The 15,412-nt window shown below is 66.8% G+C and carries 14 protein-coding genes; 9 read left to right on the top strand and 5 right to left on the bottom strand.

All coding sequences use genetic code 11. From position 1 onward, the window contains the following. The first annotated feature begins 49 nt into the window (after positions 1-49). From ACTJK0_RS18160 to ACTJK0_RS18145, 4 genes are all read left to right on the top strand, one after another. A protein-coding gene (locus tag ACTJK0_RS18160) for an IS5 family transposase (RefSeq protein ID WP_440744999.1) occupies positions 50-947 on the top strand; the annotation gives its coding sequence in 2 pieces (ribosomal slippage) (positions 50-400 and positions 402-947; 897 coding nt in all). A 38-nt stretch (positions 948-985) separates the two neighbouring features. Next, entirely contained in the window at positions 986-1,819 is an 834-nt protein-coding gene (locus ACTJK0_RS18155; protein WP_110542564.1) for an aldo/keto reductase, read from the top strand. A gap of 131 nt (positions 1,820-1,950) precedes the next feature. Further along, a complete protein-coding gene (locus ACTJK0_RS18150; RefSeq protein ID WP_056331329.1) occupies positions 1,951-2,217 on the top strand; it encodes a GlsB/YeaQ/YmgE family stress response membrane protein in 267 nt (88 codons plus the stop codon). A 123-nt stretch (positions 2,218-2,340) separates the two neighbouring features. Continuing rightward, a complete protein-coding gene (locus ACTJK0_RS18145) occupies positions 2,341-2,736 on the top strand; it encodes a YtxH domain-containing protein (protein WP_440746147.1) in 396 nt (131 codons plus the stop codon). Positions 2,737-2,909: 173 nt separating this feature from the next. Here ACTJK0_RS18145 and ACTJK0_RS18140 read toward each other — a convergent pair whose 3' ends face one another. Continuing rightward, on the bottom strand, positions 2,910-3,821 hold the full coding sequence (locus ACTJK0_RS18140) for a putative protein N(5)-glutamine methyltransferase (protein WP_440746146.1): 912 nt from the start codon (positions 3,819-3,821) through the stop codon (positions 2,910-2,912). Between the two features lie 192 nt (positions 3,822-4,013). Here ACTJK0_RS18140 and ACTJK0_RS18135 point away from each other — a divergent pair, with 192 nt between their 5' ends. Further along, a complete protein-coding gene (locus ACTJK0_RS18135; RefSeq protein ID WP_440746145.1) occupies positions 4,014-5,060 on the top strand; it encodes a lactonase family protein in 1,047 nt (348 codons plus the stop codon). Positions 5,061-5,250: 190 nt separating this feature from the next. Beyond that, on the top strand, positions 5,251-8,400 hold the full coding sequence (locus ACTJK0_RS18130; RefSeq protein ID WP_440746144.1) for an alpha-amylase family glycosyl hydrolase: 3,150 nt from the start codon (positions 5,251-5,253) through the stop codon (positions 8,398-8,400). Positions 8,401-8,473: 73 nt separating this feature from the next. Here ACTJK0_RS18130 and malQ read toward each other — a convergent pair whose 3' ends face one another. Together malQ and ACTJK0_RS18120 are read right to left on the bottom strand one after the other, a co-directional pair. Next, entirely contained in the window at positions 8,474-10,696 is a 2,223-nt protein-coding gene (malQ, locus tag ACTJK0_RS18125) for a 4-alpha-glucanotransferase (RefSeq protein WP_440746143.1), read from the bottom strand. A gap of 134 nt (positions 10,697-10,830) precedes the next feature. Continuing rightward, a complete protein-coding gene (locus tag ACTJK0_RS18120) occupies positions 10,831-11,565 on the bottom strand; it encodes a GAF and ANTAR domain-containing protein (protein ID WP_440746142.1) in 735 nt (244 codons plus the stop codon). A gap of 178 nt (positions 11,566-11,743) precedes the next feature. Here ACTJK0_RS18120 and ACTJK0_RS18115 point away from each other — a divergent pair, with 178 nt between their 5' ends. The 3 genes from ACTJK0_RS18115 (at position 11,744) to ACTJK0_RS18105 (ending at position 13,820) form a co-directional block, all read left to right on the top strand. Beyond that, positions 11,744-12,790, top strand: coding sequence for an aldo/keto reductase (locus ACTJK0_RS18115; protein ID WP_440746141.1), 1,047 nt, complete (start codon positions 11,744-11,746; stop codon positions 12,788-12,790). Between the two features lie 114 nt (positions 12,791-12,904). Beyond that, entirely contained in the window at positions 12,905-13,429 is a 525-nt protein-coding gene (locus tag ACTJK0_RS18110; RefSeq protein ID WP_110542467.1) for a DUF488 domain-containing protein, read from the top strand. A 94-nt stretch (positions 13,430-13,523) separates the two neighbouring features. Further along, complete coding sequence (locus tag ACTJK0_RS18105; protein WP_440746140.1) at positions 13,524-13,820, top strand: DUF3040 domain-containing protein; 297 nt, start codon at positions 13,524-13,526, stop codon at positions 13,818-13,820. 3 nt (positions 13,821-13,823) lie between these two features. On the opposite strand, the gene ACTJK0_RS18100 is transcribed toward ACTJK0_RS18105, so the two are convergent. Further along, positions 13,824-14,810 (bottom strand): DMT family transporter, encoded by a 987-nt coding sequence (locus ACTJK0_RS18100; RefSeq protein WP_440746139.1) that lies wholly within the window; start codon positions 14,808-14,810, stop codon positions 13,824-13,826. Then, positions 14,807-15,403: a TetR/AcrR family transcriptional regulator gene (locus tag ACTJK0_RS18095; protein ID WP_110542465.1), complete on the bottom strand. Its 597-nt coding sequence runs from the start codon at positions 15,401-15,403 to the stop codon at positions 14,807-14,809. The genes ACTJK0_RS18100 and ACTJK0_RS18095 overlap by 4 nt, the downstream gene beginning before the upstream one ends. Between the last annotated feature and the right edge of the window lie 9 nt (positions 15,404-15,412).

Raw genomic sequence — 15,412 nt, 5'->3', positions numbered from 1 at the left:
TAGGGCGTGTCTCCTAAACCCGGGTTGGTTAAGCCGGGATGCTTGATGAGTGTCTCGTACTTCTGTTTTGACTGATGGGCAGTGGGCCCGCATCCAGCCGTTGCTACCGTCCTCTGATGGTCGTCGGGGCCGTCCTTTTCGGGACGACCGCCGGGTGGTCGAGGGCATCATTTACCGGTATCGGTGCGGAATCGCGTGGCGGGATGTGCCTGGCGAGTTCGGTCCGTGGCAGACGATTTGGAAGCGTCACCGCCGCTATAGCGGTGACGGAACTTGGGACAGCATTCTGGCGGCTTTGCTGACGGTTGCGGACTCTCAGGGTGAAGTGGACTGGTCGGTCTCGGTCGATTCGACGGTGAACCGTGCCCACCAGCACGGCACGAACCTTCCCCGCACCACAGGGGGCCGGCTCGAATTACATGAATCTGTGTGCTGAACCGGACGACCATGCCATTGGCCGGTCGCGCGGCGGGCTGAGTACCAAGATCCACGCCCTGGTTGATGGCAAAGGCAGGCCCCTAGTTCTGCTGGTCGCGCCGGGACAGGGCGGCGATGCGCCGATGTTCGCCCACCTGATGAACCAGTTGAAGGTCAACCGGGCCGGTCCGGGCAGGCCACGTACCCGCCCGGACCGGGTTCGTGGAGACAAGGCCTACTCATCGAGGGCCATCCGAACCCAGCTCCGGGATCGAGGCATCGTCGCTGTCATCCCGCAACCATCCGACCAGATCGGCCACCGCAAGCGACGAGGATCCACCGGAGGCAGGCCTCCGGCCTTCGACAAAGAGGACTACAAAGGCCGGAACGTCGTCGAACGGAACTTCAACATCTTCAAGCAATGGCGTGCCCTGGCGACCCGCTACGACAAACTCGCCCTGACCTACCGCGGCGGAGCCGTTCTCCGGGCAATCAGCATCTGGCTGACAGCTTTAGGAGACACGCCCTAGGGGTGGACCGGGCTGCATCGGCCCGGAAGACTGTTCCCATGACACTTGCACCGCTCATCGAACTCAATGACGGCAACAGGATTCCGCAGCTGGGGCTTGGCACCTGGCCGTTAGACGACGAACAGGTGGCAAACGCCGTCGTCCAGGCCGTTGAAGCCGGGTACCGGCACATCGACACCGCAGTGAAGTACGGCAACGAACGCGGCGTGGGCAACGGCATCCGGGCCAGCGGCCTGGACCGGAGCGAACTGTTCGTCACCACCAAGCTCGACGGCGAATTTCAGGGGCATGACCGGTCCCTGGCAGGCCTGGAGGGATCCCTGCAGCGGCTGGGGCTGGATTACGTGGACCTGCTGCTGATCCACTGGCCGCTGCCCGCCCGCGGCGAATACGTCTCCACCTGGAAGACGTTCCAGCGTCTTCAGGCGGACGGAAAGGTGCGGTCCATTGGCGTATCCAACTTCAAGCCGGCGCACCTCGAGCGGCTCATGGCGGAAACTGACGTGGTGCCGGCTGTGAACCAGATTCAGCTTAGCCCTGCGATCACCCGCACAGCGGAACGGGAATTCCATGCCAGGCACGGAATTGTCACCGAGTCCTACAGCCCCCTTGGCGGGTCCGGCGCCGGATTGCTGGGTGCCCCGATTCTTGCCCGGTTGGCCGAAAAACACGGAAAAACACCCGGTCAACTGGTCCTGCGGTGGCACATACAAAACGGATTGGTAACGATTCCCAAGACGGCTTCACCGGAGCGTATGACGGAGAATTTGGACGTGTTCGATTTTGCCCTGGACCCGCAGGATCTAGCGGAATTGTCGGTCCTGGATGAGGGTCCCGGGGCGGGCAACGATTCGGACAGGACAGGGCACTAAAGGCGCCTGAACTGCGCTTTTTTCCGGAAACAGGGTTGGCAAAAAGATAGTAAGCATGATTACTATTGAGCCAGAAGGATGAAGTGCCCCCGGAACATGGGGGCCTCCTTTACTTAGGAAGAGAGCTTCAAATGGGATTTATTGCATTTCTGATTCTCGGACTTATTGCTGGTGCGATCGCTAAGGCGATCCTCCCGGGCAGGCAGGGTGGCGGCTGGGTCATCACTCTGATCCTGGGCGTCGTTGGCGCTTTCCTCGGCGGCTGGCTGGGCGGGTTGATCTTCGGCAGTGGACTGCAGGAGTTCTTCTCCATCCAGACCTGGCTGCTGGCGATCGTCGGCTCGCTGATCGTCCTTGCCATTTACGGCATGGTCACCAAGCGCAGCGCCCGCGGATAACTGTACGGGCATGCCAGGAGGCCGGCCTGGGGACACCATCCCCAGGCCGGCCTTCACTTTCTCCGGCACCGGGCCCGCCACCCGCCCGGAACTGACAACCTTCTCGCAGAGCAGGAGTTCATCGTGAAAAACAAGCTTCTTTTAGGTGTAGGTGTAGCCGTCGGATACGTCCTCGGTTCCCGTTCCGGCCGCGCTGCTTACGACAAGCTGAAGGCCCGTGCGGCCGGCATCTGGGACAGCAAGCCCGTCCAGGACAAGGTATCCGTTGCTACGGAGGCCATCAAGGAAAAGGCCCCCGAAGTGGCCGACCAGCTGGGCGAAGCCGCACGCAGGGCCGGGACCGTGATTGGGTCCGCGATGCACCGGGAGGGCACGACTGGCAGTGGTAGCCAGACGCCCCGCACCCCGCCTGCGAGCGGGGCCGCAGGGGAACTGGGCGATGACCACATCCCGGCCCACAGCACGCATCCGGAGACAACCAACCTCGGCACCTCCGATGAGGCCGGTTCCAAAGGCTAACCAGCCCTTCCGCCCTGTTGATGACGCGGGTAACGCCGCATGACAAGGGTATGGCCCCGTCTTTGTGCTACAACTGAATCGCTTTGCCGGCCGTCGCGATCCTTGGGGGACGCGGCGGCCGGCAATGTTTAAGCGGACCCCGGACGTCCTTCCCGCGCCGGCGTGGTCCCGGATCAGTCGCCCCCGGCACCGTCTGCCGCTGTCGCGGCAACCACAGTGCCGGTTACCGCTGCCCCGGCAACCACAGTGCCGGTTACCGCAGTACCGATCACCGCAGTACCGATCACCACTGTCCCGTCCAGTTCCTCGGACCGGACTGTGTCTACCTGGAACCCGGCTTGGGCAAGGAGCCCGGAGGTGCCGGACGCCTGGCGTTCGCTGGTCTCGATCAGCACGCTTCCGCCGGGAGCCAGCCACTCGTGGGCTTCGGCGGCAACGCGGCGATGGAAGTCGAGGCCATCCGGGCCGCCGTCGAGCGAGACAGCGGGTTCATGAAGGCGCGCCTCCGGGGGCATGGTGGGGATGGCTTCCGTGGGCACGTAGGGGGCGTTGACCACCAGCACCCGGACGCGGCCCTTGAGTACGCGCGGAAGCGCCTGGAACAGGTCGCCGGCATGGACATGGCCGCCCAGCGGCTCCAGGTTCCGGCGGGCGCACTGGACCGCTGCGGGCTCGATGTCCGCGGCATGCATTTCCACCCCGGTTGCCCGGTGAAGGATTGCCGCTGCCACCGCCCCGGATCCGCAGCAGAGATCAACGACAATCACCGGCTCCGGCTGATCCGGCAGGAGCGCCAGGGCTTCCGCCACCAACAACCCGGTGCGCCTTCGCGGAACGAAGACGCCGGGGGCAACCAGGACCCGCAGCCCCGCGAATTCCGCCCACCCCAGGATGTGCTCCAGGGGGACACCTTCCACCCGGCGCCGGACGTTGACGGCGAGCTGCGCGGGACCGGATGCTTCAGCCAGCAGGAGGCGCGCCTCGTCTTCGGCAAAGACACAACCGGCGGACCGCAGTGCAGTGACAACCCGGTCGAACACGGATGAAGTGGAGCCGGAAACAGCCCTTGGTTCAGGAGGTGGCACGGCCACACCTTTCGGTAAGCAGGCGGACTCCCCCACCCCGGCTAGGCCAGGTCCTCCGGACGGGTGGCGGGCACACCCGTCACTGTTGCAGTACCTACCGGACCCACCTCCCATCTGCCGGCGCTGGAAATTCCATGCTAATTGTTCGCCGGACGCACGGGAATGCGGGCGTTCTGTTGGCAGGATGGAGCTATGACCAGCCCCACTGCCAGCAACAGCCTTTGGATCGGCGCGTATACCCCCGACGGCGGCGGCCGCGCCGAAGGCATCGGCGCGGTCCGCGAGCATCAGGACGGCGGTCTTGAATGGCTGGGCACAGCCGTCATGGCGGAGTCGCCGTCGTTCCTTGCCGTCCACCCGGCCCTGCCGGTGGTGTACGCGGTGGCGGAGCAACGGAAAGAAGTTTTGGCATACCGGCGCCTCGCCGGCTTCAGCCTGGAACCGCACGGCAAGCCGCAGCCTGCCGGCGAGGCGACCTGCCACGTGGCCGTTGACCCGCAAGGACGGTTTGCTACCGCCGCGTGCTGGGGCGATGGTCAGGTCCTGCTGTACGAGTTGGATGACGCCGGCAGCATGTCGGTGGGCTTCCGTGCCGCACCCTCGGTTGACCCGCACGCCAGCCTCTTTCCCGGCAGGCCGCGGCAAAGCCGTGCCCACGCCAGCCTGATGCTGCGCGACGAACGCATCATGACCACTGACCTGGGACATGACACCCTCCGCATTTGGACGTACCAGGCCGGTGCCGGGCTGGTACCTGACCATGAAGTAGTCCTCCCCTGCGGCAGCGGCCCGCGGCACCTGGTGGAGCACCCTACGGGCAACGTCTTCATCGTCTCGGAATACTCCGTGGAGGTCTTCGTGGTCCGCCCCGACGCCGGCACCTACGAGCTGGTGTTCCGTGGGCCCGCGACGGCCGGCGGCAGCCAGGAAGGCGATTCCGCCGCCGAGATATGCCTCGGGCCCCAGGGCAATTTTGCCTACGCCGGTGTCCGCGGTTCCAACCTCATCAGCGTCCTGGAGGTGGCGGCAGGAGGCACGGAACTCATACCCGTCAAGGACTTTGACAGCGGCGGGGACTGGCCACGGCACCATATGGTCCGCGGAAGCTGGCTGCATGTGGCCCACGAGCGCTCGGACAACATTGCAACTTTCCAGCTGGATGCCGTCACCGGGCTCCCCGGACCACGGATCCATAACGTGGCTGCCCCGTCACCCACGGCACTCATCACCGCAAGCTAGCCGCCCGGTCCCGCCAGGACCCAGGCCTCCCGCTCCGGCGCCTTCCCAAAACGCTGGAGTAATCCCGTGCAAGCGCTTACAGTTGTGACTTGGTTCACAAGGCAGCATGCTGTCCTTCGAACCCTCCTGCCGCATCCCTTGTCAACGGCAAGCCTGTCCAGCAGTGCTGCTTCCCAGGAAGGTCTCACCCTTGTTATTCCGCACCCCTCCCGGCGCGCCCCCACGCGCCCAGCTGCCGGCCGCGCCGGCAGGAACACAACGCCCCGCAACCGTCAGGCCAACCCGGAGGCGCCTCGCAGCAAGATCGGCGGCCGGCCTCCTGGCGGCAGCGGTCGTGGCGTCAGTGGCGATCCTCCCGGCCAACGCAGGCCCGGGTTCCAACGAGCCCGGCGCCAAGGACCCCGGAACCAACCCGGCGCCGGCGGCCGCCCTGCATTCGCTCCGCGGTCCGGTGACGGACGAGAACTTCTACTTCGTCATGGCGGACCGGTTCAGTAACGGCAGCACCGCCAACGACCAGGGCGGCCTGGGTGCCGACCCCATGGTTTCCGGCTTCGATCCCACAAAGAAGGGCTTCTACAACGGCGGTGACCTGGCCGGCCTCCGGAACAAAATCGACTACATCCAGGGCATGGGCACCACGTCCATCTGGCTGACCCCGAGCTTCAAGAACAAGGCGGTCCAGCCGGAGGACAAGTCCGCCGGCTACCACGGCTACTGGGTCACCGATTTCACCCAGATCGATCCGCACCTGGGCACCAACGATGAACTCAAGGCCCTCATCACCGAGGCCCACGCGCGCGGCATGAAGGTGTACTTCGACATCATCACCAACCACACGGCGGACGTCATCGGCTACCAGGAGGGCGACCGCAAAGGCTACGTGTCCAAGGACGCCGTCCCGTACAGGACGGCGTCCGGGGAAGCATTCGATGACCGCGACTACGCCGGCACCGGAACCTTCCCCCAGCTCGACGCGAACACCTCATTCCCCTACAAGCCCGTCCTCGCCCCGGGCGAAGAGAATCTCAAAGTGCCGGCCTGGCTGAACGACCCCACGCTTTACCACAACCGCGGCGACACCACCTTTACCGGCGAGGACTCCATGTACGGGGACTTCTTCGGCCTCGATGACCTGTTCACCGAAAACCCCAAGGTGGTGCACGGCATGGAGGACATCTACAAGTCGTGGATCGGCGACTTCGGCGTGGACGGCTTCCGGATCGACACCATGAAGCATGTCAACAACGAGTTCTGGCAGGAATTCGGCCCCAATGTCCTCAGCTACGCCAAAGAGCACGGCAAGGACGAGTTCTTCATGTTCGGCGAAGTGTTCGATACCAGCAAGAGCTTCACGTCCCAGTTCACCACCCGCAACAAGATGCAGGCCGTCCTGGATTTCCCGTTCCAGGAAGCGGCCCGCAATTATGCCTCAAAGAGCCAGGACGCCAAGGCACTGCAGTCCTTCTTTGCCGGCGATGACTGGTACACAGACGCGGACTCCAATGTCTACGAACTGCCCACCTTCCTGGGCAACCACGACATGGGCCGGATCGGCAGCTTCATCAGCCAGGACAACCCGGCCGCCAGCGACGCCGAGAAAGTCGCCCGCGACGAACTGGCCCACGAACTGATGTACTTCTCCCGGGGCAACCCGGTGGTCTACTACGGTGACGAACAGGGCTTCACCGGCCCCGGCGGCGACCAGGACGCCCGCCAGACACTCTTCGCGAGCAAGGTCCCGGACTACCTCGACGACGACCTGCTGGGCACGGATGCCACCCACGCCACGGACAACTTCAACCCGGGCCACCCGCTGTACGCGAAGATCCGCGACCTGGCCGCCCTCACCAAGGAGCACCCTGCACTGCGGAACGGCGCCCACCAGCACCGCTACGCCTCCGACGGGCCGGGCATCTACGCCTTCTCCCGCACAGACGCCCAGGACCAGCGTGAATACGTGGTGGCCCTGAACAACAGCGCCCAGCCACAGACAGCCGCAATCCCCACTTACATCGCCAAACGCAGCTACACGCGCATCTACGGCGAAGGGGCCGACGAGGCCAAGACCTCGGAGGACGCCAAACTGACGGTCACCGTGCCGCCGCTTTCCGCCGTCGTCTACGAATCCTCGGGGCGGATCCCGCACGCAAAGGCCGCCCCCGCCGTCACCCTCCGGCAGCCGGCCGCAGCACCGTCTGACAATGGACGCATCAACGTCACGGCCGACGTCGACGGTTCTTCGTTCTACGAGGTCACCTTCGAGGCCCGAACGGCAGGCGGCGGCTGGCAGCAGATCGGCACGGATGACACCGCTCCGTACCAGGTGTTCCACGACGTCGCGGCACTGGACGCCGGCACGCCCTTGGAGTACCGCGCCACCGTGCTGGACAACGGCGGGCACACCGCCACCAGCCAAAGCCGTTCCACGAGCGTCCCCGTGCCCGTGCTGACCCTGCAGAAGCCCGCCGAAGGCAGCAGCGTGGAAGGAAAGGTGGAGCTCAGTGCCACCGCCGATCCGGAGAAGGCCACCAACGTGGTGTCCTTTGAGCGCAGCGTGGACGGCGGGGACTGGACGGCAGTGGGGACCGACTCGTCGTCACCCGTGTACTCGGCAACCGATGACGTCTCCGCCCTGGCTGACGGCACGAAGGTCCAGTACCGGGCCGTCATGGCCGGCACGGGCTTCAGCGTCACCAGCGGCACCAGGACCGTCACGGTAGGCCAGGCGCCGCAGCCCGACTCGGTTACGGTGGCCGGATCACTGAACCAGGCCATGGGCTGCACCGCGCAGTGGGATCCGGCCTGCCCGCAGGCAAAGATGGTCCTGGACCCGGCGGACCGCATCTGGCGGCTGACCGCGGACCTGCCGGCCGGGAAGTACGAATACAAGGCCGCGCTCAACGGCGGCTGGGACGAAAACTACGGTTCCGACGGCCAGCTGAATGGCCAGAACATCGTGCTGGACCACCCCGGCGGACCGGTCACGTTCCGCTACGACAACAGCACGCACCTGTTCAGCACCGTCTACGCGTCGCAGCAGCCGTCCGCCGTGGCGGCGGCCGGAAGCATGGACAGCGAGCTGGGCTGCGCCACCGACTGGGAGCCGGCCTGCCAGCAGGCCCAGCTGGTCCTGGACCCGGCAGACCTCGTCTGGAAACTGGCCGTCCCGGACCTGCCAGCCGGAAGCTACGAGTTCAAGGCGGCGCTCAACAAGGCATGGGACGTCAGCTACGGGGCCGGCGGGGCTTCCCCCGGTGCCAACATCGTGTTTGAGCACGACGGCGGCCCGGTCACCTTCCGGTATGACCACGTCACGCACGTGATCACTGCGGGCTAGGTCAGCCGCCCGAACAAGCACCAAGGCCCCGCCGCTTGAACAAGCAGCGGGGCCTTGGTGCTTAACCGGCTTTTCAGGACGCGTGCAGGGCTCCCTCCACAGCCGCAAGCAGCGAGTTGAACCGCTTGTTGGCGGGAAGGTCATCAAGGTAGACGGGCTTGCCGTCCGGTCCGCCCAGGGGGACCTGCCAGTTGGGATACAAGGCCTCCGTGGTCCCCGGCTGGTTCTGGACCCGCCGCTCCCCCACCGCGTCCACCAGCGCCACGCCAAGCAGCACCGACGGCGCCTGGGCCAGCAGGAGGTGTAGCGCCTCGATGGTGTGCTCCTCCGCCCACTGCCCCTCCACACTGGCTGACGTGCCCTCGGAGGGGTAGCCGCGTTCGCGCAGCATGGCGAACATCTTCTCCAGTGAAGCGTTGTGCTCGGCCCGCTCTTCCTGTTCGGACCGCTCCAGCAGGCCCAGCCGGCTTCGCAGCCCCACGTGGTCCCCGGCAAGGTAGCCGGCGGTGGGAGGAAGGTCGTGCGTGTTGACGCTGGCGAGCGCCTGTGTCCGGTACTTTTCCGGCGCAAGGGGCGAATCGCCGTCGTACTCAAACCACAGGATGGACGTGCCCAGGATGCCGCGCGCAGCGAGGTAGTCACGCACCCATGGCTCGAAGGTCCCCAAGTCCTCCCCGATCACAACCGCCCCGGCGCGGTGCGCCTCAAGGGCGAGGATGCCGATCAGGGCTTCATGATCGTACTGGACGTAGGCGCCGTCCCCGGGGGTGTTCCCCTGCGGGATCCACCAGAGCCGGAACAGGCCCAGGATGTGGTCCACGCGGATGCCGCCGGCGTGCCGGAGCACGGTGGCCAGCATGTCGCGGAACGGCTGGTAGCCGGCCTCGGCGAGGCGCCCCGGATGCCATGGCGGCTGGCCCCAGTCCTGGCCCTGCTGGTTGTACATGTCCGGCGGGGCACCCACGCTGGTGTTCGGGGTGAGCACGCCGCGAAGGGTCCACGCATCGGCGCTGCTGTGGTCCACCCCCACCGCAAGGTCGTGCACAACCCCCAGCCGCATGCCGGACCTCAGCGCCGCCCGCTGGGCGTTCTCGAGTTGCTCGTCGCAGATCCACTGCAGCCAGCGGTGGAACCCGATGCGGTCTGCCAGTTTCTCCCGGAGGGCCTCCGCTTCCGGCGTTCCGATCGCGCTGGCAGGGTCCGTCCACAGCGGGTCGTCGGGTGCCACGTCCTCACGGATCGCCGACCACAGCGCAAAATCGTCCAGTCCCTTGCCGGAGATGCGGCAGAATTCGTCGAAGGCTGCCTGCCGCGCCGGCGACCGGCGCGTGTGGTACAGCATCTCCAGGGCCTGCAGCTTGGCGGCGTAGACGGCATCCCGGTCCAGCCGGCCGCCCTCCTTGTTCAGGCCCGCCACCTCTTCATGCAGCTTTTCCAGTGCAGCCCGTTTCCGTGGCCGCAGGTAGGCCAGTTCAGGGATGGCCTCGATGCGGATGTACAGCGGGTTGAAGAACCGCCGGGTGGACGGCGAGTAGGGCGAAGGCTGGAGCGGGGGAACGGGCTCCGCCGCGTGCAGCGGGTTTACCAGCACGTAATCGGCGCCGCGGGCACCACTGATCGCGGCCAGGTCGGCCAGGTCGGCGAAATCCCCAATGCCCCACGACCGCTTGGACCGGACCGAATACAACTGCGTGGCCAGTCCCCAGCCGCGTCGCTCTTCCAGGAGTTTGGCGGTTGCCAGCCGGGCGGGCGTCACCACCAAAGTGGCGGTGGCCGTAATGCCCCCGGACTCCGCCTGCAGCGTGTGCCAGCCCAACGGCAGGTCCCCGGGAAGGGAAAATGTCGCACGCCCGGTGGAGACGCCGTCGACGTCCCTGGGCTGGACCCAGATGTCCTGCTGGACAGCATCCCGTGACCCAACTCCCCCTTCAAGGGCGATGGTCAGCCGTGCGGTTGCACCGTCGGGGACGTGCACCGGGACCTGGACCGGCTCGCCCTGCTTGATAACGACGGCGGGCGGCAGCATCCGCCGCCACGGCGCCAGATCCGCATCGGCCAGGGCAGCCTCGATGTGCTGGTTGGTGTGCGCTTCAACGCCCAGGGCGGCAAGGACCTTAATCAATGTGGCCTGCCCAACCGAGTGCGGAAGCCCGTCCCACCCCTGGAACGACGTGCCCACGCCATGCGCATCCGCCAACCGCTGCAGCAGGTGCGGATCAACTGCTCCAGAGGCAGCGGCGGGCGGGTCTGCGGGCAAAGCTGTCCGTGGTGCGTGCTGCTGGTCTGAAGCCGTCATGCGTGTCCGCCTCGTCTGTGATGCTCCCGGAACTTACAGTGCTGCTGTCGTACCCGGACGCTGTCACCCCCGTGCACAACCGTTGGATCAGATTATTGCAGGGCGGCGTTGAGGGGAAACCGGCAGGCTGCCGGCTACGGATCGAAGTGCGTGGTCACGGCGCCGTCGCTGACCCGGCCAAGGACCCCTGCCGCCAGGTCGCGCAGCTTCTGGTTCCGGTGGCTGGATGCCTTGGCGAGCAGGGCCATCGCTTCCTCCTGGCTGCACCGGTTCTGGGCCATGATCACGCCGCAGGCAAGGTCAATGGTGGTGCGGTTCGCCATGGCGGCGCGCAGGTCGTCGGCCAGGGTTTGGGCGTCGGCGATCCGCAGCGCCAGCCGGACCGCGCGCCCGGCGAGGTCCGCGAAGCCCTCCGCCCGGCTGATGACATTGGGGGCAAAGACGTGCGGCTCCGAGGCGAAGAAGTTCAGCGCAGCCGACTGGTTTTCATCGAGTGCGAGGGGAACTCCCAGCACGCTGCGGCAGCCGTTTTCCGCCAGTACCTTCTGGTAGTCAGGCCAGCGCGTGTCGGTTCCAACATCGGGAAGGACCACGGGCTTCATCGCATTCAGCGCGGTGATGCAGGGCCCGTCGCCCAGCGCCTGCTCCAGCTTGTCCAGGAGTGCCGCCCGTTCGCTGCTGCCGGCGATGGTGGCGCTGCGCTTGCGGCGCCGGAGGGTCACGCCGCATTCGATGAGCACCCCTGCGGTGTCGCTGAGGGTGGAAGCGGCCACGGCGGACAGTTCGGTCAGGAAGTCAGCCACGTTGCTGCTGCCGCTGATGAGGTCATGCAGCTGCAGGAACTGGTCATCACTATTGGGAGTGCCCATCCCTCAATATAGGCGCTATTCGCCGCTGTGCGCCCGCCACAAAACGTCATTCCCGCGGCCCCGGTTACTTTGTGCGACGAAAAGAGAAGGACTAAGGCGGGTTCCTGGGGCGGCCTGCCGAATCTGTGTAGCGTCGTGACGATCCAGGGCACGGCAACTGAATGAAGGAGACCGAAAGATGGGCCTCAACGAACTGCGGGTGTTCGGGCGCTCGGGCACCCCCGTCAGTCCCCTCACCCTTGGCACCATGAATTTCGGCGAGGGGAACGGCGGCCCGCACGGCGCGCCCACCGGAGCCGATGAGAGCATCCGCATCATCCACGCCGCGCTGGACTCCGGGATCACGGCCGTCGACACGGCGGACGTATATTCCCAGGGCGAGTCTGAACAGGTGGTGGGCAGGGCCCTCCGGGGCCGCCGGGACGACGTCTTCCTGGCCACCAAGTTCCATGGCCAAATGAGCCCGAACCCGGCGCACGCCGGAAACTCCCGGCGCTGGATCACCCAGGCTGTGGAGGGGAGCCTGCGCCGGCTGCAAACGGACCGCATCGACCTCTACCAGGCACACCGGCCGGACTACAACACTGATCTCCTGGAAACCATCACCACCCTGAACGACCTGATCCGGCAGGGCAAGATCCTGTACTACGGCACCTCCGTCTTCGCGCCGGCGCAGCTTGTGGAGGCCCAGTGGCTGGCAACCACCAACCACCTGATCCCGCCCGTGGGCAACCAGGTCCCGTATTCCATGCTGGTCCGCGGCAACGAGCGCGACGTCCTGCCCATCGCCCAGCAGTATGGCCTGGGCGTCCTTGCGTACGGACCCCTTGCCGGCGGCTGGCTGTCCGGAAGCTTCGTCCTGGAATCCGGCAAGCCGCCCACCCGGGTCCACACCCTGCCCGGCCGCTACGACATTTCCGGGCCGTCCAGTGAGCGGAAGCTGCTCGCCGCGGACTCGCTGGCCCGCCTGGCAGACAAGCTGGAGCTGTCCCTGGTGGACCTTGCGGTCGGATTCGCCCTGACGCATCCTGCCATCAGCAGCGTGATAATTGGCCCCCGCAGCGAGGAGCACCTCCACGCCTATCTTCGGGCCGCGGACGTCCGGCTGGGCGAATCGGTACTCGACGCCATCGACGATCTTGTCCCCCCGGGCACCAACTTCGTGGAGCGGGACGCGGGCGCCATTGTCCCGTCCATCGAGTTCGCGGAACTACGACGGCGGTAGCCGGCTCCCCCGGCCACCCGCCCCGGTGCCGGGAGCACGTAGTGGCGCGCCGCCGTCGTAGTTCCCGGGTGGCAGCGGATGCCTGGCCGCGGCCCGGTGCCTAAGATGGCTCCAATGGAGGCCCTGTTCACGGTAGGCCACGGCACCGCATCCCAGGAGGACTTCACCCGGCTGCTCCTTGGGGCCGGCGTGGCGTCGCTGGTGGACGTCCGGATCGGGCCGGGGAGCCGCAAGCATCCGCACTTCGGCAAGGACCGGCTGGTGGAATGGCTTCCGGAAGCGGGGATCGGCTACCGGTGGGAGCAGCGGCTGGGCGGCTTCCGGAAACTGCTTCCGGACTCACCGGACACGGCCCTCCGCAACGACTCGTTCCGGGCCTATGCCGGCTACATGCGCACCCCCGATTTTGCCGCCGCTGTCGCTGAACTGGTGGCCGGCTCCCAAGCGTCCCGCACGGCGATCATGTGCAGCGAAACCTTGTGGTGGCGCTGCCACCGCCGCCTCATTTCGGACCATTGCCTCCTGCTGGCCGGCCTGCCCGTGCAGCACCTGATGCCCCGGGCCAAGGTGGTTCCGCACGTTCCAACCCATGGCGTGCGGGTGGTGGGGAATCAGCTGCGCTATGACGCCCCCGGGTGAGCGGCGCCGAGGCTTGCCCGCATGTATTGACTAACCGGTAGAAGACTCCTACGGTCAATACCGAAACCGCCTCCCACGAAGTACAGGGGCCGCCATGCCGATGTCCGATGAGGAGCGACGCCTGCTCAAGGAGCTCGAACTGGGGCTGATTGCGGACGACCCCCACCTGGCCATGGAATTGCTCTCCGGCTATCCCGCCCGCCGCTTTCCCGCGGGCTTGTTCCCGGGAACGGCAGCCGCGCTGGCGGGTTTGATACTGATCATTGCAGGGGCAGGGCTTCACGCGCCGGGCGCGGTGGTGCTGGGAATCCTGTTGCTGGGCCTGGGTGCCTGCCTGCTGCTGGGGCCCACTGTGCTGGCGCGCAGCGCGGGCCGGCAGCCCACCGGGTGAGCGTTAGGAGGACGGACCGCGGTTGCCCGCGCTTTCCGGCACGGCTTGTGTGCGGGCGTGCCGTTGTGGCCAGGGCGTCAGGATGAACAGGCTCGCCAGGACGGCGGCGGCGCCAATCCAGGCCAGTGCGGGCAGCCTTTCGCCCACCACCAGCACGGCCAGCAGGGCGGCCACCACCGTTTCCAGCAGGGATATTCCTGTGGCCGTGCTCGCCCCCACCCGGGCCAGGCCCCACCCGAAGAGAAGGTACCCGGCAAACATGGGCACCACTGCCATGTAGGCCCCTACGCCCAGGCTGCGCCAGGACTCCAGGAGCGGGGCGCCCGTGAGAAGCAGGACGGGGATCAGGAAGAGTCCGCCCAGCCCGAACACGGCACCCATCGCCGCCCTGGAAGTGACGCCCCGGCTGGTCAGGCGGTGCGCCGCCCAGGAGTAGAGGGCATACGTGGCGCCGGCCAGCAGCCCAAGAACGATCCCCGCCGCCGGCATCCACCACTCCCCGGCTGCCTGGCCGCCTCCTGGTCCGGATCCTGCCGGGGCGTGGCCGGCGAAGGACAGCAGGGCGGCCCCGCCGACTCCCAGCATTGCCCCGAGAATCCATTGCCGGCTCAGCGGTTTCCCGTCCGCAAAGCGTTCGATGAGGGCCGCCGCTACGGGTGCCGAGCCGATGGACACGACCGTTCCCACTGCCACCCCGGACAGGTGCATGGAGCTGTAGAACGCCAAGGGGTAGATGGCCACGGCCATGGCGCCGAGCGATACAAGGCGCCACCGGTCGAGCAGCCTGCCAGCCTGGGCGGCGACATGCGGTGCGGCGTAGAGCGCCTGGAGTAAACCACCGAGGCCCATTGCCACGGCTCCGATGGCGAGCGGACTCACGGCCGGAGCGAAGGTGGCAGCTGTCCCCGTGGTCCCCCAGAGGACCGATGCCGCCGCCACCGACAGGGCGCCCCAGAGCTGGGAGGCCTGGAGATGCCCGGCGCCGGTCACAGGGCTTCCAGCAGTTGCGCTGCGATGGACCGTGCCTGCTGCAGCGGGGCGTCGCCACCTTCCAGGCCAGCCCTGGCCATGGCACCCTCGAGCAGGAACGCCAGGTGCGCGGCAATTCCGGAGGCCTGGTCTTCGCGGCCCGGCAGCAGCGCGGCCACGTGGGCGGCCAGGAGTTCCTGCACTTCCTCCTTGTGACGCCGTACGGCAATCCGACCGGGGTCGTCGGCGGGAAGTTCGGCAGCTGCATTAAGCAGGCCGCAGCCGCGGAACCCGTTGAGGTACGCCGAGTTGGCGTGGTCCAGGTAGGCGTCGAAGACCGCCAGGACGTGGTCCTGCGGAGTGCCCGCCGATTCCAGCCGCCTGCCGTAGAGGGCCAGCCACTCCCGGTGCCTGGCTTCCAGGTACGCGGCCACCAGGTCCGCCTTCGAACTGAAGTTGTTGTAGAGGCTCTTCTTTGCCACTCCCGCCTCGGCAGTGATCGTGTCGATTCCAGTGCCCGCGACGCCGTGCGCGTAGAAGAGCCGCGCGGCGGCTTCAAGCAGCAGCTCGCGGGCGGGCCGGCGGCCGGGCACCGGGAGAGTGGATGCTGTCACAGGCGCTCC

Source organism: Paenarthrobacter sp. 22069 (assembly GCF_052046035.1).
GTDB lineage: Bacteria > Actinomycetota > Actinomycetes > Actinomycetales > Micrococcaceae > Arthrobacter.
The sequence above is the reverse complement of the archived record's forward strand: the minus strand, read 5'-3'. Positions and strand labels throughout refer to the sequence as shown.